Source organism: Salipaludibacillus sp. CUR1, assembly GCF_021028955.1.
In the GTDB taxonomy this organism is placed as follows: domain Bacteria; phylum Bacillota; class Bacilli; order Bacillales; family Salisediminibacteriaceae; genus Salipaludibacillus.
On the sequence record NZ_JAIWPE010000094.1, the window covers coordinates 39,906 to 58,183 of the forward strand.

Annotated in this window: 32 protein-coding genes; 30 read left to right on the plus strand and 2 right to left on the minus strand. The window is 43.4% G+C overall.

All coding sequences use genetic code 11. The features are described 5' to 3' along the window. Positions 1–12 precede the first annotated feature (12 nt). The 27 genes from rpsQ to rpsI all read left to right on the plus strand — a co-directional run bounded on the left by rpsQ (position 13) and on the right by rpsI (position 14,776). Positions 13–276, plus strand: coding sequence for a 30S ribosomal protein S17 (gene rpsQ / locus K8O68_RS15865; RefSeq protein WP_093052637.1), 264 nt, complete (start codon positions 13–15; stop codon positions 274–276). Between the two features lie 46 nt (positions 277–322). Further along, a complete protein-coding gene (gene rplN, locus K8O68_RS15870; RefSeq protein WP_093052635.1) occupies positions 323–691 on the plus strand; it encodes a 50S ribosomal protein L14 in 369 nt (122 codons plus the stop codon). Positions 692–754: 63 nt separating this feature from the next. Next, positions 755–1,066, plus strand: a complete 312-nt coding sequence (gene rplX / locus K8O68_RS15875) for a 50S ribosomal protein L24 (protein ID WP_093052794.1) — start codon at positions 755–757, stop codon at positions 1,064–1,066. A gap of 29 nt (positions 1,067–1,095) precedes the next feature. After that, positions 1,096–1,635, plus strand: a complete 540-nt coding sequence (gene rplE, locus K8O68_RS15880) for a 50S ribosomal protein L5 (protein ID WP_230897794.1) — start codon at positions 1,096–1,098, stop codon at positions 1,633–1,635. Positions 1,636–1,664: 29 nt separating this feature from the next. Continuing rightward, complete coding sequence (rpsN, locus tag K8O68_RS15885; protein ID WP_093052629.1) at positions 1,665–1,850, plus strand: 30S ribosomal protein S14; 186 nt, start codon at positions 1,665–1,667, stop codon at positions 1,848–1,850. A gap of 27 nt (positions 1,851–1,877) precedes the next feature. Continuing rightward, a complete protein-coding gene (gene rpsH, locus K8O68_RS15890) occupies positions 1,878–2,276 on the plus strand; it encodes a 30S ribosomal protein S8 (RefSeq protein ID WP_093052626.1) in 399 nt (132 codons plus the stop codon). A gap of 31 nt (positions 2,277–2,307) precedes the next feature. Continuing rightward, complete coding sequence (rplF, locus tag K8O68_RS15895) at positions 2,308–2,844, plus strand: 50S ribosomal protein L6 (protein WP_230897795.1); 537 nt, start codon at positions 2,308–2,310, stop codon at positions 2,842–2,844. A 33-nt stretch (positions 2,845–2,877) separates the two neighbouring features. Further along, on the plus strand, positions 2,878–3,240 hold the full coding sequence (gene rplR / locus K8O68_RS15900) for a 50S ribosomal protein L18 (RefSeq protein WP_230897796.1): 363 nt from the start codon (positions 2,878–2,880) through the stop codon (positions 3,238–3,240). A 25-nt stretch (positions 3,241–3,265) separates the two neighbouring features. Then, positions 3,266–3,763 (plus strand): 30S ribosomal protein S5, encoded by a 498-nt coding sequence (gene rpsE / locus K8O68_RS15905; protein ID WP_093052617.1) that lies wholly within the window; start codon positions 3,266–3,268, stop codon positions 3,761–3,763. Positions 3,764–3,777: 14 nt separating this feature from the next. After that, entirely contained in the window at positions 3,778–3,966 is a 189-nt protein-coding gene (gene rpmD, locus K8O68_RS15910; protein ID WP_093052614.1) for a 50S ribosomal protein L30, read from the plus strand. Positions 3,967–3,993: 27 nt separating this feature from the next. Next, positions 3,994–4,434, plus strand: a complete 441-nt coding sequence (gene rplO / locus K8O68_RS15915; RefSeq protein WP_230897797.1) for a 50S ribosomal protein L15 — start codon at positions 3,994–3,996, stop codon at positions 4,432–4,434. Beyond that, positions 4,434–5,726, plus strand: coding sequence for a preprotein translocase subunit SecY (secY, locus tag K8O68_RS15920; RefSeq protein WP_230897798.1), 1,293 nt, complete (start codon positions 4,434–4,436; stop codon positions 5,724–5,726). Before rplO ends, secY begins: the two co-directional genes overlap by 1 nt. 58 nt (positions 5,727–5,784) lie before the next feature. Beyond that, entirely contained in the window at positions 5,785–6,438 is a 654-nt protein-coding gene (locus K8O68_RS15925) for an adenylate kinase (protein WP_230897799.1), read from the plus strand. Beyond that, positions 6,435–7,193: a type I methionyl aminopeptidase gene (gene map / locus K8O68_RS15930; protein WP_230897800.1), complete on the plus strand. Its 759-nt coding sequence runs from the start codon at positions 6,435–6,437 to the stop codon at positions 7,191–7,193. Before K8O68_RS15925 ends, map begins: the two co-directional genes overlap by 4 nt. A gap of 13 nt (positions 7,194–7,206) precedes the next feature. Next, positions 7,207–7,509, plus strand: coding sequence for a KOW domain-containing RNA-binding protein (locus K8O68_RS15935; RefSeq protein ID WP_230897801.1), 303 nt, complete (start codon positions 7,207–7,209; stop codon positions 7,507–7,509). Positions 7,510–7,513: 4 nt separating this feature from the next. Continuing rightward, a complete protein-coding gene (gene infA, locus K8O68_RS15940; protein ID WP_010896341.1) occupies positions 7,514–7,732 on the plus strand; it encodes a translation initiation factor IF-1 in 219 nt (72 codons plus the stop codon). A gap of 47 nt (positions 7,733–7,779) precedes the next feature. Further along, a complete protein-coding gene (gene rpmJ / locus K8O68_RS15945) occupies positions 7,780–7,893 on the plus strand; it encodes a 50S ribosomal protein L36 (RefSeq protein ID WP_003322638.1) in 114 nt (37 codons plus the stop codon). A gap of 21 nt (positions 7,894–7,914) precedes the next feature. Next, positions 7,915–8,280: a 30S ribosomal protein S13 gene (gene rpsM / locus K8O68_RS15950; RefSeq protein ID WP_230897802.1), complete on the plus strand. Its 366-nt coding sequence runs from the start codon at positions 7,915–7,917 to the stop codon at positions 8,278–8,280. A 22-nt stretch (positions 8,281–8,302) separates the two neighbouring features. Beyond that, positions 8,303–8,695 (plus strand): 30S ribosomal protein S11, encoded by a 393-nt coding sequence (rpsK, locus tag K8O68_RS15955; protein WP_230897803.1) that lies wholly within the window; start codon positions 8,303–8,305, stop codon positions 8,693–8,695. A 177-nt stretch (positions 8,696–8,872) separates the two neighbouring features. Beyond that, on the plus strand, positions 8,873–9,817 hold the full coding sequence (locus tag K8O68_RS15960) for a DNA-directed RNA polymerase subunit alpha (protein WP_093052589.1): 945 nt from the start codon (positions 8,873–8,875) through the stop codon (positions 9,815–9,817). Positions 9,818–9,889: 72 nt separating this feature from the next. Continuing rightward, entirely contained in the window at positions 9,890–10,252 is a 363-nt protein-coding gene (gene rplQ, locus K8O68_RS15965) for a 50S ribosomal protein L17 (protein ID WP_230897804.1), read from the plus strand. A gap of 240 nt (positions 10,253–10,492) precedes the next feature. Next, positions 10,493–11,347, plus strand: coding sequence for an energy-coupling factor transporter ATPase (locus tag K8O68_RS15970; protein WP_230897805.1), 855 nt, complete (start codon positions 10,493–10,495; stop codon positions 11,345–11,347). Then, positions 11,308–12,189, plus strand: coding sequence for an energy-coupling factor transporter ATPase (locus tag K8O68_RS15975; protein WP_230897806.1), 882 nt, complete (start codon positions 11,308–11,310; stop codon positions 12,187–12,189). Before K8O68_RS15970 ends, K8O68_RS15975 begins: the two co-directional genes overlap by 40 nt. Then, positions 12,182–12,985, plus strand: a complete 804-nt coding sequence (locus K8O68_RS15980) for an energy-coupling factor transporter transmembrane component T family protein (protein WP_230897807.1) — start codon at positions 12,182–12,184, stop codon at positions 12,983–12,985. Before K8O68_RS15975 ends, K8O68_RS15980 begins: the two co-directional genes overlap by 8 nt. Before the next feature lie 14 nt (positions 12,986–12,999). Continuing rightward, positions 13,000–13,776 (plus strand): tRNA pseudouridine(38-40) synthase TruA, encoded by a 777-nt coding sequence (gene truA, locus K8O68_RS15985; protein WP_230897808.1) that lies wholly within the window; start codon positions 13,000–13,002, stop codon positions 13,774–13,776. 149 nt (positions 13,777–13,925) lie between these two features. Beyond that, complete coding sequence (gene rplM, locus K8O68_RS15990) at positions 13,926–14,363, plus strand: 50S ribosomal protein L13 (RefSeq protein WP_093052571.1); 438 nt, start codon at positions 13,926–13,928, stop codon at positions 14,361–14,363. 20 nt (positions 14,364–14,383) lie between these two features. After that, on the plus strand, positions 14,384–14,776 hold the full coding sequence (gene rpsI / locus K8O68_RS15995) for a 30S ribosomal protein S9 (protein WP_230897809.1): 393 nt from the start codon (positions 14,384–14,386) through the stop codon (positions 14,774–14,776). A gap of 11 nt (positions 14,777–14,787) precedes the next feature. Here the strand turns inward: rpsI and K8O68_RS16000 are convergent, their stop codons facing one another. Beyond that, positions 14,788–15,459, minus strand: coding sequence for a DUF6944 family repetitive protein (locus tag K8O68_RS16000; protein WP_230897810.1), 672 nt, complete (start codon positions 15,457–15,459; stop codon positions 14,788–14,790). Between the two features lie 438 nt (positions 15,460–15,897). Between K8O68_RS16000 and K8O68_RS16005 the strand changes: the two genes are divergently transcribed. Next, entirely contained in the window at positions 15,898–16,383 is a 486-nt protein-coding gene (locus K8O68_RS16005) for a hypothetical protein (protein ID WP_230897811.1), read from the plus strand. 155 nt (positions 16,384–16,538) lie between these two features. Here K8O68_RS16005 and K8O68_RS16010 read toward each other — a convergent pair whose 3' ends face one another. After that, complete coding sequence (locus tag K8O68_RS16010) at positions 16,539–16,778, minus strand: hypothetical protein (protein ID WP_230897812.1); 240 nt, start codon at positions 16,776–16,778, stop codon at positions 16,539–16,541. Between the two features lie 140 nt (positions 16,779–16,918). Here K8O68_RS16010 and K8O68_RS16015 point away from each other — a divergent pair, with 140 nt between their 5' ends. Continuing rightward, positions 16,919–17,284, plus strand: a complete 366-nt coding sequence (locus tag K8O68_RS16015) for an SET domain-containing protein (protein WP_230897813.1) — start codon at positions 16,919–16,921, stop codon at positions 17,282–17,284. 67 nt (positions 17,285–17,351) lie between these two features. Further along, positions 17,352–18,221, plus strand: a complete 870-nt coding sequence (locus K8O68_RS16020) for a YheC/YheD family protein (protein WP_230897814.1) — start codon at positions 17,352–17,354, stop codon at positions 18,219–18,221. The last annotated feature ends 57 nt before the right edge of the window (positions 18,222–18,278 follow it).

Consider the following 18,278-nt stretch of genomic DNA (forward strand, 5'->3'; position numbering starts at 1 on the left):
GAGGTTTGCACAGTGGAAGAACGTAACAACCGCAAAAGCTATGTTGGTCGCGTAACATCTGACAAGATGGACAAAACCATCACAGTTGTTGTAGAAACGTATAAAATGCACTCGCTCTATGGAAAGCGTGTAAAATACTCTAAAAAGTTAAAAGCGCATGATGAAAATAACTCCGCCAAAAATGGTGATGTTGTACGAATCATGGAAACTAAGCCTTTATCCAAGGATAAGCGTTTCCGTCTCGTAGAAATCGTAGAGGAATCTATCATCGTTTAACTTAAAAGTTTATGTTTTGCTTACCTGAAGGGAGGTAAAGAAGTCAATGATTCAGCAAGAAAGCCGATTAAAAGTTGCCGATAACTCAGGAGCACGTGAAGTGCAATGTATTAAAGTTCTTGGAGGATCCGGACGTAAAGTAGCTAACATTGGAGACGTAATTGTCTGTTCTGTAAAGCAAGCAACACCTGGTGGCGTTGTCAAGAAGGGTGAAGTTGTCCGTGCGGTAATCGTTCGTTCAAAGAGCGGTGCTCGCCGTCAAGACGGATCTTACATTAAGTTTGACGAAAACGCAGCGGTGATCGTCCGTGACGATAAGAGCCCGCGAGGAACACGTATCTTCGGACCGGTTGCACGTGAATTACGTGAGAATCAATTTATGAAGATCGTTTCTTTAGCTCCTGAAGTTCTTTAATGATAAATCATATGAACGGAAATATTCGTCTTAAGAGGAGGTGCCCTCATGTCTCAACCGAAATTGCACGTCAAGCAAGGAGATAACGTCAAAGTCATCTCTGGAAAAGACAAAGGCAAAGAAGGTAAAATTCTTGAAGCATACCCGAACCAAAACCGTGTGCTTGTGGAAGGCGTAAATATGGTAAAAAAACATGCTAAGCCGTCCCAATCAAATCCACAAGGTGGTATTTTGAATCAAGAAGCGCCTGTCCACGTCTCAAACGTGATGCCAATTGATCCAAAAACGGGTGAACCAACACGCGTTGGATATAAAGAAGAAAATGGAAAGAAAGTTAGAATCGCGAAAAAATCTGGCGAGTCTTTAGATAAGTAAGCGCCAGTGGCTGAAAGGAGGTCAACTCAATGAGTCGTTTGAAAGAAAAGTTCAATCAGGATATCACTCCTGCTTTAACAGAGAAATTTAACTACTCTTCCGTTATGGAAGTACCACGTGTAGAAAAGATCGTTGTAAACATGGGTGTCGGTGATGCAGTACAGAACTCTAAAGTTCTTGATAAAGCTGTTGAGGAACTCACACTGATTACTGGTCAAAAGCCGTTAATCACGAAAGCCAAGAAATCCATCGCCGGATTCAAACTTCGTGAAGGTATGCCGATCGGTGCCAAGGTTACACTGCGCGGTGAGCGTATGTATGAATTCCTGGATAAGCTAATCGCTGTTTCCCTTCCGCGTGTACGTGACTTCCGCGGTGTTTCTAAAAAAGCATTTGACGGACGTGGAAACTATACTTTGGGAGTTAAAGAGCAATTGATTTTCCCAGAAATCGAGTATGACAAAGTAGATAAAGTTCGCGGTATGGATATCGTAATTGTCACTACGGCTAATACTGACGAAGAAGCACGCGAACTTCTCACTCAGATGGGCATGCCGTTTCAAAAATAACAAGTTTGCCAAAGAGAGGAGTGAAGACCTTGGCGAAAAAATCGATGATCGCAAAACAGAAGCGTACTAAAAAGTTTAATGTACAGGAATACACACGTTGCGAACGTTGTGGACGCCCTCACAGTGTCATTCGCAAATTTAAACTTTGCCGTATCTGCTTCCGGGAACTTGCATATAAAGGTCAAATTCCGGGCGTTAAAAAAGCTAGCTGGTAATTCCGTTTAGGGAAGGAGGTAAATACGATGGTCATGACAGATCCAATTGCTGATATGCTAACTCGCATTCGCAATGCGAATACAGTTCGACACACAAGTTTGGAGCTTCCAGCTTCAACAATTAAGCGAGAAGTTGCTGACATTTTAAAGCGCGAAGGTTTCATTCGCGATTATGAATACATTGAGGATAGCAAACAAGGTATCCTTCGTATTTTCCTTAAGTATGGTGCCAATAACGAAAAAGTTATCACCGGACTTAAGAAAATCAGTAAGCCGGGCTTACGCGTTTATGCTAAGTCAGATGAACTGCCACGAGTACTTGGTGGACTGGGAATCGCGATTATTTCTTCATCAACAGGCGTTATCACTGATAAAGAAGCTCGTCAACAAAAAGTAGGCGGAGAAGTACTCGCTTACGTTTGGTAATAAAGTACGTAACAGAATGGAGGTGTAAGGCATGTCTCGAGTTGGTTTAAAACCAGTTGAGGTTCCTTCCGGAGTAGAAGTGAAAATCGACAATACAACAATTACTGTAAAAGGACCAAAAGGTGAACTTCAGCGCGAAATTCACCACGATATGATCGTGAAACAGGAAGACAACACGATCACTGTTGCGCGTCCTTCTGATCATAAAGAGCACCGTTCCCTTCATGGCACAACACGCAGCATGATCAACAACATGATTGAAGGCGTAACGAAAGGCTTTGAAAAGAAGCTTGAACTTGTAGGGGTTGGTTACCGTGCGCAAAAGACTGGAAACAAAGTAGTCTTAAACGTAGGTCTTTCTCACCCTGTAGAGTTTGTAGCAGATAACGGACTTGAAATTGAAGTACCTTCTAATACAGAAATTATCGTTAAAGGTATCGATAAAGAACGTGTTGGAGCACTTGCCTCAAATATTCGTTCTACAAGAAGACCTGAACCTTACAAAGGAAAAGGTGTTCGTTATGCAGGCGAATATGTACGACGTAAGGAAGGTAAGACAGGGAAGTAATCCCTAATAACGGAAAGAAAGGAATGACGTTCAATGATCTCGAAGACTGACAAGAACGCGGTACGTAAGAAAAGACACGCCCACGTTCGTCGTTCGATCACTGGAACTGCCGAACGTCCCCGCTTAAATGTTTTCCGTTCTAATAAGCACATTTACGCACAGCTCATTGATGACGTAGCAGGCGTTACTGTAGCAGGTGCTTCAAGCTTAGATAAAGAACTCAACATTGAAAACGGCGGGAACAAAGACGCAGCTCGTCAAGTTGGCGAACTTGTAGCAAAGCGTGCCCTTGAAAAAGGTCATGAATCCGTAGTATTTGATCGTGGCGGTTACCTCTACCACGGTCGTGTACAAGAACTTGCAGACGCTGCACGTGAAGCAGGTCTTAAGTTTTAATCAAGGCTAAAAGGAGGGAAATACATTGCGTATCGATCCAACTAAATTGGAAATTGAAGAAAGAGTCGTAACGGTCAACCGTGTAGCGAAGGTTGTTAAAGGTGGACGTCGTTTCCGCTTCGCCGCACTCGTTGTCGTTGGAGATAAAAACGGACACGTTGGTTTTGGAATGGGTAAAGCATTGGAAGTGCCTGAAGCTATTCGAAAAGCTATCGAAGACGGTAAGAAAAACTTAATTCGCGTACCAATTCAAGGAACTACAATTCCCCACCAGATCACTGGTGAGTTTGGTGCAGGCAGTGTGCTGCTTAAGCCGGCCTCTGAAGGTACCGGAGTTATCGCAGGCGGACCTGTCCGTGCGGTACTTGAGTTAGCTGGTGTAGGTGACATTCTGTCTAAATCCTTAGGGTCAAATAACCCTATTAACATGGTACGTGCGACAATTCAAGGGCTTGAAAGCTTGAAGAGTCCAGAAGATGTTGCAAAACTACGCGGCAAATCTGTAGAAGAGTTGCTAGGTTAAGGAGGGATTTTGGCATGGCAAAAAAACTAGAAATTACCCTCAAACGAAGCCTGATCGGACGCCCTGAAGATCAGCGTGTGACTGTGAAGACTTTAGGTCTTCGTAAAGTCAATCACACTGTCGTGCAAGAGGATAACGAAGCAATGCGAGGAATGGTAAACAAAGTTTCCCACCTTATCAGTGTGAAAGAAATCGAAGCTTAATTGATAAACAGTTGAGGAGGTGTCAACATGCAACTTCACGAATTACAACCTTCTGAAGGATCACGTAAAGAACGCAAGCGTAAAGGCCGCGGTATTGCCACTGGTAATGGTAAAACTGCCGGTAAAGGCCACAAAGGTCAAAACGCCCGTTCTGGTGGAGGAGTACGACCAGGTTTTGAAGGTGGACAAATGCCTATTTTCCGCCGTTTGCCAAAACGCGGATTCAAAAACCCTAACCGTACAACTTACGCCATCGTAAACCTTGAAACGCTAAACCGTTTCGATGAGGGTACAGAAGTTACACCTGAACTACTTGTAGAATCAGGTGTAGTTAAGAACGAAAAAGACGGAATTAAGATTCTCGGCAACGGGACTCTTGACCGTAAGCTTACAGTAAAAGCTCATAAATTCTCAGGATCTTCAAAGGAAGCGATTGAAGCCGCTGGCGGAACGACTGAGGTGATTTAATGTTCCAGACAATCTCCAATATTTTTCGTGTTGGTGATTTACGAAACAAAATATTATTCACCTTAGCGATGTTAATCGTCTTCCGTATCGGTGCCCATATCCCGGCTCCGGGAGTGAACGCTGATATATTGGATTTTGGTGGAGAAATGAACGCCTTTGGTTTTCTGAATACCTTTGGCGGAGGAGCACTTGAAAACTTCTCTATTTTTGCGACAGGGATTATGCCGTACATTACTGCATCCATTATCGTTCAGTTGTTGCGGATGGATGTAGTCCCTAAGTTCGCTGAGTGGTCGAAACAAGGCGAAGCAGGTCGTAAAAAGCTGGCCCAAGTAACAAGATACGGAACGATTGTAATCGCGTTTATTCAAGCCTTAGGAATGTCTATTGGTTTCAATAACATTTTTGAAGGTCTTGTACCTAACCCGTCCATGACTACTTATTTGCTGATTGCTTTGACTTTAACCGCAGGAACAGCCTTTCTGCTCTGGTTGGGTGAACAGGTAACAGCAAACGGAGTCGGTAACGGGATATCGATTATGATTTTTGCCGGGATTGCTGCTGGGATTCCGAATGGAGTTAATCAAATTTATGTAACTCAATTCGAAGACGCAGGAGATGCCTTGTTTATTAACATCGTAACCGTATTGTTACTTCTCTTGGCACTTTTAGCGATCGTCGTCGGAGTTATTTTTGTACAACAGGCCCTTAGAAAGATTCCTGTTCAATACGCCAAGCGATTGGTTGCTGGGAAGCCGCAGGGGGGTCAATCGACTCACTTGCCGTTAAAGGTGAACTCAGCCGGGGTTATTCCAGTTATCTTTGCGATGTCTCTGTTTATTTTCCCGCCCACAGTGGCAGGATTCTTCGGAGATGAGAGTGCGATAGCTGGTTGGGTTACTCGTAACTTTGATTACACGCAGCCGTTTGGACTTGTTGTTTACGCGGCGTTAATCATCGGGTTTACGTATTTCTATACATTCGTTCAGGTTAACCCTGAGCAAATGGCGGATAACCTTAAAAAACAGGGTGGTTACATTCCTGGAATTCGTCCCGGTAAGACAACACAAGTATATATTACTCGAATCCTTTATCGTTTGACATTCGTCGGAGCTCTGTTCCTGGCAACAGTATCAACCATACCAGTCTTCTTTACAGAAGTGGCTGGACTACCTCCAGCTGTTCAAATAGGAGGCACCGGTTTATTGATCGTTGTTGGTGTGGCACTGGACACGATGAAACAAATTGAGAGTCAATTAATTAAACGATCCTACAAAGGCTTTATTAAATAATAAGGGAGGCAATCTCCCTTTGCCTTCGATCGTAGGTTAAAACGGTGGAGGGATTACAATGAATCTAATCTTAATGGGACTTCCAGGTGCAGGAAAAGGTACTCAAGCAGATAAAATCGTTGATAAATATGGCGTTCCCCACATTTCAACCGGAGATATGTTCCGTGCAGCTATTAAAAATGGAACAGAATTAGGCCTTAAGGCCAAAGCTTTTATGGATGAGGGAAACCTTGTGCCAGACGAAGTGACGGTCGGAATTGTGAAAGAGCGTTTAAGCAAAGATGACTGCAAGGATGGTTTTTTACTTGACGGCTTTCCTCGTACTGTCGCCCAGGCATCAGCGCTGGAAGAAATTTTAAATGAACTTGATCGTCAATTGGATCATGTTTTATATATCAAAGTACCAAAAGAGGATCTTTTCAAACGTCTGACTGGTCGCTGGATCTGCCCTGATTGCGGAACAGCTTACCATGAGATCTTTAATCCTCCCAAGGTACAGGGTAAATGTGATAAAGACGGAAGTGACTTGATTCAACGGGATGATGACAAGCCTGAAACGGTTGAAAAACGTTTAGAAGTCAATTTGGAGCAAACACAGCCGCTAGTTGACTTTTACAGTGAAAAAGGCTACCTTCGTAACATTAACGGCCAGAAAGACATCCAAGACGTTTTTGAAGATATTGATCAGCTTCTGAAAGGAAGCAATCAATGATCATTTGTAAGACTCCGCGAGAGCTTGATATCATGCGTCATGCAGGAGAAATCGTAGCTTTGACTCATCAGGAGCTTCAAAAACACATTGAACCTGGGATCACGACGAAGGAACTGGACCACATCGCAGACACTTTCATTCGAAACAATGATGCGATTCCATCTTTTAAAGGCTATAATGGATTTACTGGCAGCATCTGTGCTTCAGTAAATGATCAATTGGTACACGGAATTCCGGGAGACCGGGCTCTGAAAAACGGCGACATTATCAGTATTGATATCGGCGCCGACTACCAGGGCTACCACGGTGATTCCGCCTGGACGTATCCGGTGGGAACAATCAATGAAAAGACTGGCAAGCTCCTCGAAGTCACCGAAGAGTCACTCTATAAAGGACTTGCTGAAGCTCAACCTGGTGCAAGACTGTCAAACATTTCTCATGCGATTCAAACGTATGCAGAAGCACATGGTTTTTCCATTGTGAGAGAGTATGTCGGTCACGGGGTTGGTCAAAGTCTCCATGAAGACCCGCAAATCCCCCATTTTGGTCCGCCCGGGAAAGGGCCGAGACTGAAAGAAGGAATGGTTCTGGCTATCGAACCGATGGTTAATGCGGGCAGGCGTCATGTCCGAACATTGAAAGATAACTGGACCGTCGTTACCACGGATGGGGAAATGTGTGCCCATTTTGAACACACAATCGCTATTGTCGACACAGGATATGAAATATTGACAAAAGCCCCGCATAAGGGATAAAGGTGGTCAACAAATGAAAGATCCTGAATCGATTCCACAAGTTGGAGAACTTGTGAGAGTTCTGAATGGAAGGGACAAAGATCAATTTGCTTTCATTATTGAAGTTCTGGATGAACGTTTTGTACGGATTGCTGACGGGGATAAAAGAAAAGTTGACCGTGCAAAAAAGAAAAACATTCAGCACATCGAGAGAGTAAACATCATTGCTCCTGAAGTGAAGAATAGCATTGTTGAAACGGGCCGTGTAACCAATGCCAAATTGCGGTTTGCAATTTCAACATATATTGATGATAATTTACTGAAGGAAGGAGAGTAAATTCATGGCCAAAGAAGATGTAATTGAAGTAGAAGGAACGGTCATAGAGCCGCTTCCAAACGCTATGTTTCGCGTAGAGCTGGAAAACGGGCACAAAATTCTTGCCCATGTCTCAGGAAAAATCCGTATGCACTTCATTCGTATTTTACCTGGAGACAAGGTTACTGTAGAATTATCTCCGTATGATCTGACTCGTGGTCGTATCACGTATCGTTATAAATAAACTGACAGGTTATGACAGTCACTCCGCATTATAAGGAGGTAGAAAACATGAAGGTAAGACCATCAGTGAAACCAATTTGCGAAAAATGCAAAGTTATTCGCCGAAAAGGTACCGTCATGGTAATTTGCGAAAATCCTAAACACAAACAAAAGCAAGGGTAAAACCACAGGAGGTGTAAAAGCATGGCACGTATTGCTGGTGTCGACATTCCTCGTGATAAGCGGGTTGTCGTCTCTCTCACGTACATTTTCGGAATCGGCAAGTCCAGAGCTAGCCAGGTTCTCAAAGATGCGGGTGTATCTGAAGACACACGCGTCCGTGATTTAACTGAAGATGAATTAGGTAAAATCCGTGAAGTTGTTGACGGGATTAAAGTAGAAGGGGATCTTCGCCGTGAAGTTTCTCTTGATATTAAGCGTTTGATCGAAATCGGATCATACCGCGGTATCCGTCATCGCCGTGGATTGCCTGTCCGAGGACAGAAAACAAAGAACAATGCACGTACACGAAAAGGACCTCGTCGTACGGTTGCTAATAAGAAAAAATAAGTAAAGGAGGTCATGTTCGATTATGGCTAAACCAAAAACGACTCGTGCAAAGCGTCGTCAACGTAAAAATATAGAGTCCGGAGTTGCGCACATTCGTTCAACTTTCAATAATACGATTGTTACGATCACAGACCCTCAAGGGAATGCCATTTCTTGGGCAAGTGCCGGAGCTTTAGGCTTTAAAGGTTCACGTAAGTCTACTCCTTTCGCAGCTCAGACTGCTGCTGAAACTGCAGCAAAAGCAGCGATGGAGCATGGCATGAAGTCTGTAGAAGTTTCAGTAAAAGGCCCTGGTGCCGGACGTGAAGCTGCTATTCGTTCCCTTCAAGCTACAGGTCTTGAAGTGAACATGATTAAAGACGTCACACCGGTTCCTCATAACGGCTGCCGTCCACCAAAACGTCGTAGAGTATAGTCGCAGCAGAGGTATGAATTTCCATACCCTTGTCAATAATGGTGTAAGAGCCAATGTCCGCTATGGATACGGAAATATATTGACGGTTCGTGACAGGTCTAGGTGTGCCCAATGAGGGATTCCGGTTGTGCCTATTTCACAACCGGGGTTTCGACGTTTTGAAGGAGGGTTTGTTTAATGATCGAGATAGAAAAGCCGAAAATTGAAGTGGTTGAATTAAGCGACGATGCTACGTACGGTAAATTTGTCGTAGAACCTCTTGAGCGCGGATACGGAACAACGCTTGGAAATTCCCTCCGCAGAATCCTACTTTCGTCTTTACCTGGTTCTGCTGTAACAAGCGTCCAGTTTAACGGAGTACTTCATGAATTTTCTACGATTGAAGGTGTCGTTGAAGACGTCACAACAATCGTGCTCAATCTAAAAAAACTGGCACTGAAAATTTACTCGGATGAAGAGAAGACTTTGGAAATTGATGCTCAAGGTGAAGGGGTCGTCACTGCAGCTGATCTTATGCATGACAGTGATGTGGAGGTTTTAAACCCGGATCTGCATATCGCTACTCTTTCTAAGGGTGCTCAATTCCAAATGAAAATTACAGCAGCCAGAGGCCGGGGATATGTGCCGGCAGAAAACAATAATTCAGATGATTTGCCAATTGGGGTAATCCCTGTGGATTCCATCTTTACACCAGTTTCCCGTGTGAACTTCCAAGTTGAAAACACACGTGTAGGTCAGATTACAAACTTTGATAAGCTGACACTGGATGTTTGGACTGACGGCAGTATTCGTCCTGAAGAAGCTGTCTCCCTTGGAGCAAAGATTCTTACTGAGCATTTGAACATTTTCGTCGGTTTAACCGATCAGGCACAGCATGCCGAGATTATGGTTGAAAAAGAAGAGGATCAAAAAGAAAAAGTCCTCGAAATGACGATAGAAGAGTTAGACTTGTCTGTACGTTCCTACAACTGCTTAAAGCGTGCGGGAATTAATACAGTACAGGAACTGACACAAAAATCAGAAGAAGACATGATGAAAGTTCGTAACCTTGGACGAAAGTCACTTGAAGAGGTACAGGAAAAACTGCAAGAACTCAATCTTGGTCTTCGAGATGAAGAATAATTCTGTTCCGGTTACGGTCTGCCAGTCAGATCGGGCTGAGAATAGAGATTCATCAGAGAAGGAGGGACTAACATGGGATACAGAAAATTAGGTCGTGACAGCAGTGCCCGTAAAGCACTATTCCGTGACTTAACGACTGATTTAATTATTAACGAACGCATTGAAACGACAGAACCGAAAGCGAAAGAGCTTCGTTCAATCGTTGAAAAGATGATCACGTTAGGTAAACGTGGTGACTTACATGCTCGTCGTCAAGTAGCTGCTTATGTACGTAATGAAATTGCAGATGAAGAAACTGGACAAGATGCAATTCAAAAACTATTTGATGATGTAGCTAAGCGCTACGAAGATCGTCAAGGCGGTTATACACGAGTTCTTAAGCTTGGACCTCGCCGTGGAGACGGTGCAGAAATGGCTATCATTGAGCTTGTATAACTCATGACGCATTGATTCTTCAAAGGGCGGGACACCGCGTCTGGAAACAGATGCTGGTCTGTGCCCTTTTTTTGTACCCGATTGTCCTGCAACCGGCTTTCTCCAAGTGGGAGATAAGTCAAGGCACCCTGTAAGTTTATTTCTCAGGATCGAAGTTTTGCTGTATTACGGCGGGATTAGTGTGCAGCCCGGTAATTAAACAATCCGCAGCCTTGCGACCATCATGAGAGGAGCCTTTGTATGACTTATGATATTAAAGTAAAAGGACTAAGTTTCCGGTATCACGAGCATGCTCCTTACGTATTAAAAGATCTCTCTCTCGAAGTTAAAAGCGGGGAATGGCTGGCGGTGTTAGGCCATAACGGCTCTGGCAAGTCCACTTTGGCTAAGTTCTTCAATGCGCTGCACGTGCCTGAAGAAGGGGAAGTCATGGCATGCGGCCGTCTAACGAACGATCCCGGTCAGCACCCTTTTATACGCAGGCAGGTAGGTATGGTTTTTCAAAACCCTGATAACCAGCTTGTTGCCCCTACAGTGGAAGATGACGTAGCATTCGGTCTTGAAAACGCCGGGGTGCCTTATGATGAGATGCAGAAGAGGGTTTATGAAAGCATAAGCCGTCTTGGTTTATCGGGGCTGGAGAAACAGGAGCCGCACCGGCTGTCAGGAGGCCAGAAACAGCGGGTCGCCTTAGCCGGAGCCTTGGCTCTGCGGCCGCGGATAATTGTACTGGATGAAGCCACTTCCATGCTCGATCCCATGGGGCGGCAAGAAGTGATAGCCACCGTACAAAAGCTGCGTGAAGAAGAGAACCTGACAATCGTTACAATTACTCATGATGTAAAAGAAGCGGTATCAGCGGACCGTATTATCGTCCTGAAAGAAGGCCGCATTGAGCAGGATGGCACACCGCAGGACATCCTGACAAATGAATCTGCTCTGCACCAGGCTCAATTAAAGACTCCTTTCGCGGTGCAAGTTGCTCAGGAACTTCGCAAATATCACGTTCGATTGCCTGATAACGTGTTAACCGAAGAGGAGTTGGTGGAAGCGCTATGCAGATTAAAGCAGACAACCTCACATATAAATATATGAAAAACACCCCCTTTGAAAAGGAAGCTCTCAAAGGGTTGAATATAACTATCCCTGAAGGCCGGTTTACCTCGGTCATCGGCCATACAGGATCAGGTAAATCTACGTTTATCCAGCATTTAAACGGCTTGATTAAGCCTTCATCCGGTACTGTGACGGTAGGAGACTGGACGATTCGTCCAGAGACGAAACAGAAGCATCTATATGAGCTGCGAAGGCATGCGAGCATAGTTTTTCAGTTTCCTGAACATCAGTTGTTTCATGAAACAGTGCTTTCTGATGTGGCCTACGGTCCGGTAAATTTTGGCCTTACTAAGCTTGAAGCTGAAAATAGGGCAAAGGAGTATCTTGAGCTGGCAGGTATTCATCCTGACATGTTTGACCGTTCCCCGTTTGATTTGAGCGGCGGCCAGATGCGCAGAGTAGCAATTGCGGGAGTGCTGGCTCTTAATCCGAAACTGCTCATTTTAGATGAGCCGACCGCAGGTCTTGATCCGGAGGGACAGGTTAAAATGATGGAACTGTTTTACGACTGGTTCCAGGAAAAGAAGGAGCGCTCAATTATACTTGTGACGCACCAAATGGAGGATGCGGCCCGATATTCCGATGAAATAGTTCTCATGGATAAAGGAACTGTTAAGGATCAGGGCCGCCCACACCAGGTTTTTTCAAAAGCAGGTGAACTTGAAGCGATGGGGCTGTCCGTCCCCGAGTCTGTTAAGCTCCTTTCAATGCTGAGGGAACAATCAGGCGAAGACATAAGCACTGCCGCATTTACACTCGAAGAAACAGTTGACCAGGTTCTGGGGTTTCTTAGGAAAAGGGGTGTGAGTGACCGTGTTTGATAATGTGATTATAGGCCAGTATGTTCCTAAAGAATCGGTGATTCATAAAATGGATCCCCGTTCTAAACTGATTATCGTTCTGCTTTTTATCGTCTTTTTATTTTTAACGCGCCACCCGTTTATTCTCGGTATGGCAGTAATTCTCACTTTTACAGCCTTTTCTATGTCCAAAATACCATTTGGCTATTTCATAAAAGGAATGCGCTTTATCGCAATTATTATCTTTTTTACTTTCATATTGCATCTTTTTATGACAAGGGAAGGGACAGTACTGGTGGAATGGCCGCTGCTGACAATTTATTCCGGCGGGGTTATCGAGGGAAGCCTGATTGCCTTAAGGCTTTTCCTGCTCATTCTTATGGCTTCTTTATTGACTTTAACTACGACTCCTATTGATTTAACAGACGGGATAGAAACACTTATGAAGCCGTTAAAAAAGGTGAATGTTCCTACTCACGAACTGGCGCTGATGATGTCGATCGCTTTAAGGTTTATTCCAACGCTGCTCGGAGAAACTGCAAAAATAGTAAAAGCCCAGATGGCCCGGGGAGCTAACTTTTCCGAAGGTTCCTTATGGAAAAGGCTGAAAGCTTTAATACCGGTGCTGATCCCTCTCTTTGTGCAGTCATTTAAGCGTGCGGAGGATCTGGCTGTTGCTATGGAAGCACGCGGGTATAACGGCGGTGAAGGCAGGACTAAATTCAGACAGCTGAAATGGAAGCCTTTAGATACAGGAGCGCTCAGTTTATTTATTGCCTTTGCGGTACTGACAGTTATATTCCGATTTTTTGAATAGAGGTGAGAGTGTGCATGCAAAGAATCTTAGCCCACTTGTCTTATGACGGGTCCGGATTTCACGGGTATCAGCGTCAGCCGAATGACCGTTCTGTCCAGGGAGAAATAGAGCAGGCGCTCGGAAAAATACATAAAGCGGATGGCTGGAAATCAGTTTCCTCAGGACGGACAGATTCAGGAGTACACGGAATCAGACAGCCGGTGCATTTTGATTCACCGCTGGCTATCCCGGAAGACCGGTGGCCAAAAGCTTTGAACACTCTTCTTCCGAAAGATATACACGTTCACAGCTGCCAGTATGTCCCCTCTTCATTCCATGCCCGGTATGAGGCATTAGGGAAGGAGTATATTTATCGAATCAATACAGCGCCTGAACGCAATGTATTTGAGAGGCACTATGTCCACCATCTCCCCAAAAAACTGGATATAGAAGCAATGCAGGAGGCAGCAGCCTATCTGACCGGCACTCATAACTATACAAGTTTTTCGTCGCCTAAAACGGATGTGGTCGATAAGGTGAGAACGCTATTCGTGATTAATATTGCGAAACAAAAAGATGACTGGACATTGCGGTTTACCGGAAGCGGCTTTCTCTACCAGATGGTAAGAGTCCTTACGGGGACTTTAATTGAAGCAGGGGCGGGCGATCGGAACCCCGGGGAAATACCTGAGATTCTGGCCGCAGAAGACAGGGCCCTGGCGGGAAAAACGGCCCCGGCATGCGGGTTGTATTTAGCTCAAGTGTTCTATGAACAGAAAAAAATGGACGATCATATAAAAAATTTTCAATAACAACGAATCCTAGTGTATTTTTTATTGACACAGGCATTCATATATTATATGATGGTCTATGGTATTCTTATGCCCACTAGCCCCGGGTACGGAATCGAACGTTGGAATGTAGGATATTTTTTGGACAGTTTGACTAGGAGGGAAATAAATTGCGTACAACATATATGGCAAAGCCACAAGACGTTGAGCGTAAATGGTACGTTGTAGACGCTGAAGGAAAAGCACTTGGACGCTTAGCATCAGAAGTTGCCAGCATCCTTCGCGGCAAGAACAAGCCGACATTTACGCCGCATGTTGATACAGGAGATCATGTGATCATTATCAATGCGGAGAAGATTCATCTAACAGGAAACAAGCTTCAGGACAAAATGTACTACCGTCACAGCCGTTACCCTGGTTCATTGAAATCAATGAGTGCAGGAGAAATGCGTGACCGTAAGCCGACACAACTTATCGAGCTTGCAGTAAAAGGAATGCTTCCAAAAGGTTCTCTAGGCCGTCAGATGGCTAAGAAACTTAACGTATACGCAGGAAGCGAGCATCCACACGCAGCGCAAAAGCCAGAAACTTACGAATTACGCGGTTAATATAGAAGGAGGGAATTTTCTTGGCACAAGTTCAATACTACGGTACAGGTCGTCGTAAGAACTCAACTGCACGTGTGCGTCTCGTACCAGGAGATGGCAAAATCGTGATCAACAAAAGAGACATCAACGACTACTTTGACCTTGAAACATTAAAAGTTATTGTGAAACAGCCATTAGCTGAAACTCAAACAGAAGGCACTTATGACGTGCTTGTTAACGTTGACGGCGGTGGATACACAGGCCAGGCAGGCGCGATCCGTCACGGTGTGGCACGCGCATTGCTTGAAGCAGATCCGGAATTCCGTGGACCACTCAAAAAAGCAGGCTTCCTGACTCGTGACGCTCGTATGAAAGAGCGTAAGAAATACGGTCTTAAAGCAGCTCGTCGTGCTCCTCAGTTCTCGAAGCGTTAATTATCAACACTTCAAAGCCTCTCAACCAATTTTGGTTGGGAGTCTTTTTTGTTTTTGTAAAGGACGGACCGCCACCTGCAGTTAACTTCCAGAAGAATATCCCTCGTAACGAGAATTGCATTAAGGGTGGCTCCGATTGCTTGTAAGGCTGCACCAACCGTATTTAACAACTGAGCTTCCTCTTTTTCTCTTAATTCATACGTCCCTCCAATGGCTTCTAAACCGGCTCCTAACCCTTGAAGCGCATTACCGGCAGCTATGCCTGTTTCACCTGTTGAATAATCAGATAAGGCACTAATAGAGGCTCCCATTGATTGGAGGGAATCCCCTAATATGTCGAGCCGAATATTGTCTGCACCATTTTCTTCATCAATATATTGCAAATAGGCTGCTAAAGACGATGTTGCTGCTCCGGCACCATCTATCCAGTTGCCGGCAAAGTCTAAAGGATCATCGGCTGAAACCGTCCCAATGATTAGGGCTCCTGCCGCTTGTAAACCCTCACCGACTGCTGTCAGTTTGTTATTTATTTCATTTAATCCTGCCAAATTTCCTGCTGCTGCACTGGCAGAAAGGGTACTGCCTGTTGCGTCTAACCACGCTCCGGTAAACAGTTTTAACTGTTCATCTGTCACTTCTGCCACCGCCTTAATGTTTGGTCTGATAATGTTTGTCGATTGCAAGGGCTGTGAACCTCTTTATGTAAAAAGGGTTTTTTATTAGGTGAACAACTAATATTGTTTTCCGTTCCCTCCCTGCTAAGGCTCTAACTAGAGACAAGATTAGAGTGGTTATTGAAGCATATGCCGAAAGAGATATTATAGTTAATAATAAATTAAAGGAAAAGATTAAAGTCAGCATGAATTTTAAATTACCTTGTGATTTTGCTAAAAATATTTCTACATTATTTTACAAATTAAGTTAAAATATACTTATTATTCCCTGAATCAGATGTAGGAAAGGAGCTATCAGGTATATATTGATAAGGTTTTCCTTTTTCCCTTGTAAAAATAAGTCGATGACTGTAAAACGATTAATACAGGGATTGTGTCTAATTTAGAGAATGTATTATTACATAAGGTAAGCGTATAATCTCGAGCATAATAAGGAAGGTGAATGGGATGTTTAAATGGGTTCCGCATAAAGAGCAGTATATTTGTGAAAGAAGGCTTAAGAAAGTGATGAAACGGTTGAAAATTGAAGTTTATAACTATAACTGGGACCGCAGCAGCTGTTTCATTGAATTTCAACACCAGGAAAATAAGTACAGAATGGAACACTCGCTGCAAAGAGCAAAAGAAAAAGGTCTTGTCATGTTAAGGAACGGACTGGATTGTTTAAATGAGCTTATCAAATCTCTTGAACACCTGTGTGAAATAGTAGATAGAGGGACCTACAAGCTCGATACATGGATTGCCAGCATGAAACTCCCGTCTCCGGTAGAAGAAACACCGGAATACATGGAAGAAGTGCAAATAAGATACAAATCATCGGGTAAACAGCCTCGCTCCCAATATCACAGAGACGAAGAGCTGGATTATGCACGTGATTCCTCTCTGGGGGATTTGGAGAAAAGCGAGGTAATCCCTCGATACCGCAGTGAATAGCAGCATCGTTCCGTATTTAAACTTTAAATCTGTTTTTATAAATGCAGGAATTCCTTCAGATTATCCGCACTCATCAACTTTCTAAATAATTTTAAAAAGGCTCCCAACCAGTATTTGGTTGAGAGCCTTTTAAGTCGGAAATAAGAGTGCGTTTTTTATTCAGTGGGCGCTCCAGGTGCTTCCTGAACTGACGTTACTTGAGTGCAGCAATAATAAATTAAACCCTCGCCTTTCCCAGGCGGATCAAAGATTAGAAAGTTTCCATTGGTGCCAATATACGTCGCATTATTTTCAGCATCTGCAACGCCTGCTTCAGTTGTCACATTATATTGATTACCCTCTACAAGGATTTCATCCCATGCAGCGCAGTCACAGCCGTTTGCTCTCGTTCCCATATTTTTACCTCCCTTTCTTTAAAGTTAATTTATTTATATTAGCCAAGTTTATTAATTGTTTGGACTCTCAGCATAAATAGGTAATTGACGTTTCATCTGTTATATTTTTGAATATGTTGAAGTAAAGGGAGGGGGTAAGCATGGTAGAGGTTAAACAAAGTCCTGGTAAAGGACGCGGAGTTTTTACTTTAAAAACGTTTAAAAAAGGAGAGCTTATTGAAAAGACTCCAGTTATTATTATCCCTAAAAATGAATTGCGTACCATCTTAAATACTGTGCTTGTCGATTACTTCTTTCAATGGGGAAGAGAAGGAGCTGTCGCTTTAGGATACGGTTCGCTATACAACCATTCATATAAACCAAATGCGGTTTTTATATTAAACAGGGAAAAGAGCTGTATTACTTTTGTTGCGCTGCGTGATATTGCGCACGGTGAAGAGGTGACTATCAATTATAAAGGGAAACCGGACAGGGAACTGCCCGTTCCGTTTAAAGTAGTGGAATAAAAAAAACAAATGATTAAAGAGTCGGAGAGCTTTGTTTTACGAGCCTTAATAAGAAAGGAGGTTACTTATGAAAGTCTCAGTATCCAAATGGTCTAAATATAAACTTATGAAACAAAATAAAGTGCTTGCTGACTATCTTCCAGAAACACAAATCTTTAAAAAAGGCACATTGTGGTCTATGTTAAAGAGGCATGAAACGGTTGTAATAAAACCTAATTTCGGAAGGCTGGGGTATAAGATTCTAAAAGTAAACAGTCTTGGAGACGATCATTATAATATTCACTACGGGAGAAAAGTAAATCATTTTTACGGACAAGTACCCACTCGAAACTACATTAACCAGATAACTAATAAGAAACGGGTCATTCAGCAGTACATCCCTTTAGCCACAATTGACGAGGCTCCCTTTGATTTCAGAGTGATGCTCCAGCGGAAGAAAGGGTCCAATGACTGGTTTGTAACAGGCAAAGCAGCCAAAGTGAGTTTTCCCGGGTACTTCGTTACTAACGCCAGCGTTCAAGTACTGACTGTTGAAGAGGCAATTAATAAGTCCAATTTAAGGAATAAAGTGAAAATGATCGAATTGCAAAAAAAACTGGATAACTTAGGTTTTGAAACTGCCCGGTATCTACAAAAGTATTTTCCTAAAAGAACAGAAATAGGTTTGGATGTAGGAATCGATAAAAGAGGAAATTTTTGGATTATTGAAGCGAATTACCGTCCTTCTATAAATATGTTTGAAATCATGCAGGACCAGTCATTTTATCAAAATATTGTAGATTTTCGCGCCTCCCCTGAAAGATATAAAGAAACAGAAAGCCCAGAGAAAAATGACTTACTTCCTGAAAATAAAGTTATATCTAATACTACTAATCCTGCCGGCAATTTCCTTACTAGCCTAATAAAACGCTTCATACGTCCTGGTTCTCAGAATTAAGCAAGTGAAAACGGGTATAGTTGTGTTAAGGCTTTAAGCGATACAGACTTATAAGGC

What these genes read in the sequence shown, in the direction of transcription:
- K8O68_RS15975 (WP_230897806.1), top strand. Translation starts at nt 11,308, where the DNA reads ATGCAGATTAAAGCAGACAACCTCACATATAAATATATGAAAAACACC.
- K8O68_RS15935 (WP_230897801.1), top strand. Translation starts at nt 7,207, where the DNA reads ATGAAAGATCCTGAATCGATTCCACAAGTTGGAGAACTTGTGAGAGTT.
- K8O68_RS15925 (WP_230897799.1), top strand. Translation starts at nt 5,785, where the DNA reads ATGAATCTAATCTTAATGGGACTTCCAGGTGCAGGAAAAGGTACTCAA.
- map (WP_230897800.1), top strand. Translation starts at nt 6,435, where the DNA reads ATGATCATTTGTAAGACTCCGCGAGAGCTTGATATCATGCGTCATGCA.
- rplQ (WP_230897804.1), top strand. Translation starts at nt 9,890, where the DNA reads ATGGGATACAGAAAATTAGGTCGTGACAGCAGTGCCCGTAAAGCACTA.
- rpsH (WP_093052626.1), top strand. Translation starts at nt 1,878, where the DNA reads ATGGTCATGACAGATCCAATTGCTGATATGCTAACTCGCATTCGCAAT.
- K8O68_RS16010 (WP_230897812.1), bottom strand. Translation starts at nt 16,778, where the DNA reads ATGGGAACGAGAGCAAACGGCTGTGACTGCGCTGCATGGGATGAAATC.
- rpmD (WP_093052614.1), top strand. Translation starts at nt 3,778, where the DNA reads ATGGCAAAAAAACTAGAAATTACCCTCAAACGAAGCCTGATCGGACGC.
- K8O68_RS16020 (WP_230897814.1), top strand. Translation starts at nt 17,352, where the DNA reads ATGAAAGTCTCAGTATCCAAATGGTCTAAATATAAACTTATGAAACAA.
- truA (WP_230897808.1), top strand. Translation starts at nt 13,000, where the DNA reads ATGCAAAGAATCTTAGCCCACTTGTCTTATGACGGGTCCGGATTTCAC.
- rplF (WP_230897795.1), top strand. Translation starts at nt 2,308, where the DNA reads ATGTCTCGAGTTGGTTTAAAACCAGTTGAGGTTCCTTCCGGAGTAGAA.
- rplN (WP_093052635.1), top strand. Translation starts at nt 323, where the DNA reads ATGATTCAGCAAGAAAGCCGATTAAAAGTTGCCGATAACTCAGGAGCA.
- rpmJ (WP_003322638.1), top strand. Translation starts at nt 7,780, where the DNA reads ATGAAGGTAAGACCATCAGTGAAACCAATTTGCGAAAAATGCAAAGTT.
- rplR (WP_230897796.1), top strand. Translation starts at nt 2,878, where the DNA reads ATGATCTCGAAGACTGACAAGAACGCGGTACGTAAGAAAAGACACGCC.
- rplO (WP_230897797.1), top strand. Translation starts at nt 3,994, where the DNA reads ATGCAACTTCACGAATTACAACCTTCTGAAGGATCACGTAAAGAACGC.
- K8O68_RS16015 (WP_230897813.1), top strand. Translation starts at nt 16,919, where the DNA reads ATGGTAGAGGTTAAACAAAGTCCTGGTAAAGGACGCGGAGTTTTTACT.
- rpsK (WP_230897803.1), top strand. Translation starts at nt 8,303, where the DNA reads ATGGCTAAACCAAAAACGACTCGTGCAAAGCGTCGTCAACGTAAAAAT.
- K8O68_RS15960 (WP_093052589.1), top strand. Translation starts at nt 8,873, where the DNA reads ATGATCGAGATAGAAAAGCCGAAAATTGAAGTGGTTGAATTAAGCGAC.
- secY (WP_230897798.1), top strand. Translation starts at nt 4,434, where the DNA reads ATGTTCCAGACAATCTCCAATATTTTTCGTGTTGGTGATTTACGAAAC.
- rplE (WP_230897794.1), top strand. Translation starts at nt 1,096, where the DNA reads ATGAGTCGTTTGAAAGAAAAGTTCAATCAGGATATCACTCCTGCTTTA.
- K8O68_RS16005 (WP_230897811.1), top strand. Translation starts at nt 15,898, where the DNA reads ATGTTTAAATGGGTTCCGCATAAAGAGCAGTATATTTGTGAAAGAAGG.
- rpsM (WP_230897802.1), top strand. Translation starts at nt 7,915, where the DNA reads ATGGCACGTATTGCTGGTGTCGACATTCCTCGTGATAAGCGGGTTGTC.
- infA (WP_010896341.1), top strand. Translation starts at nt 7,514, where the DNA reads ATGGCCAAAGAAGATGTAATTGAAGTAGAAGGAACGGTCATAGAGCCG.
- K8O68_RS15970 (WP_230897805.1), top strand. Translation starts at nt 10,493, where the DNA reads ATGACTTATGATATTAAAGTAAAAGGACTAAGTTTCCGGTATCACGAG.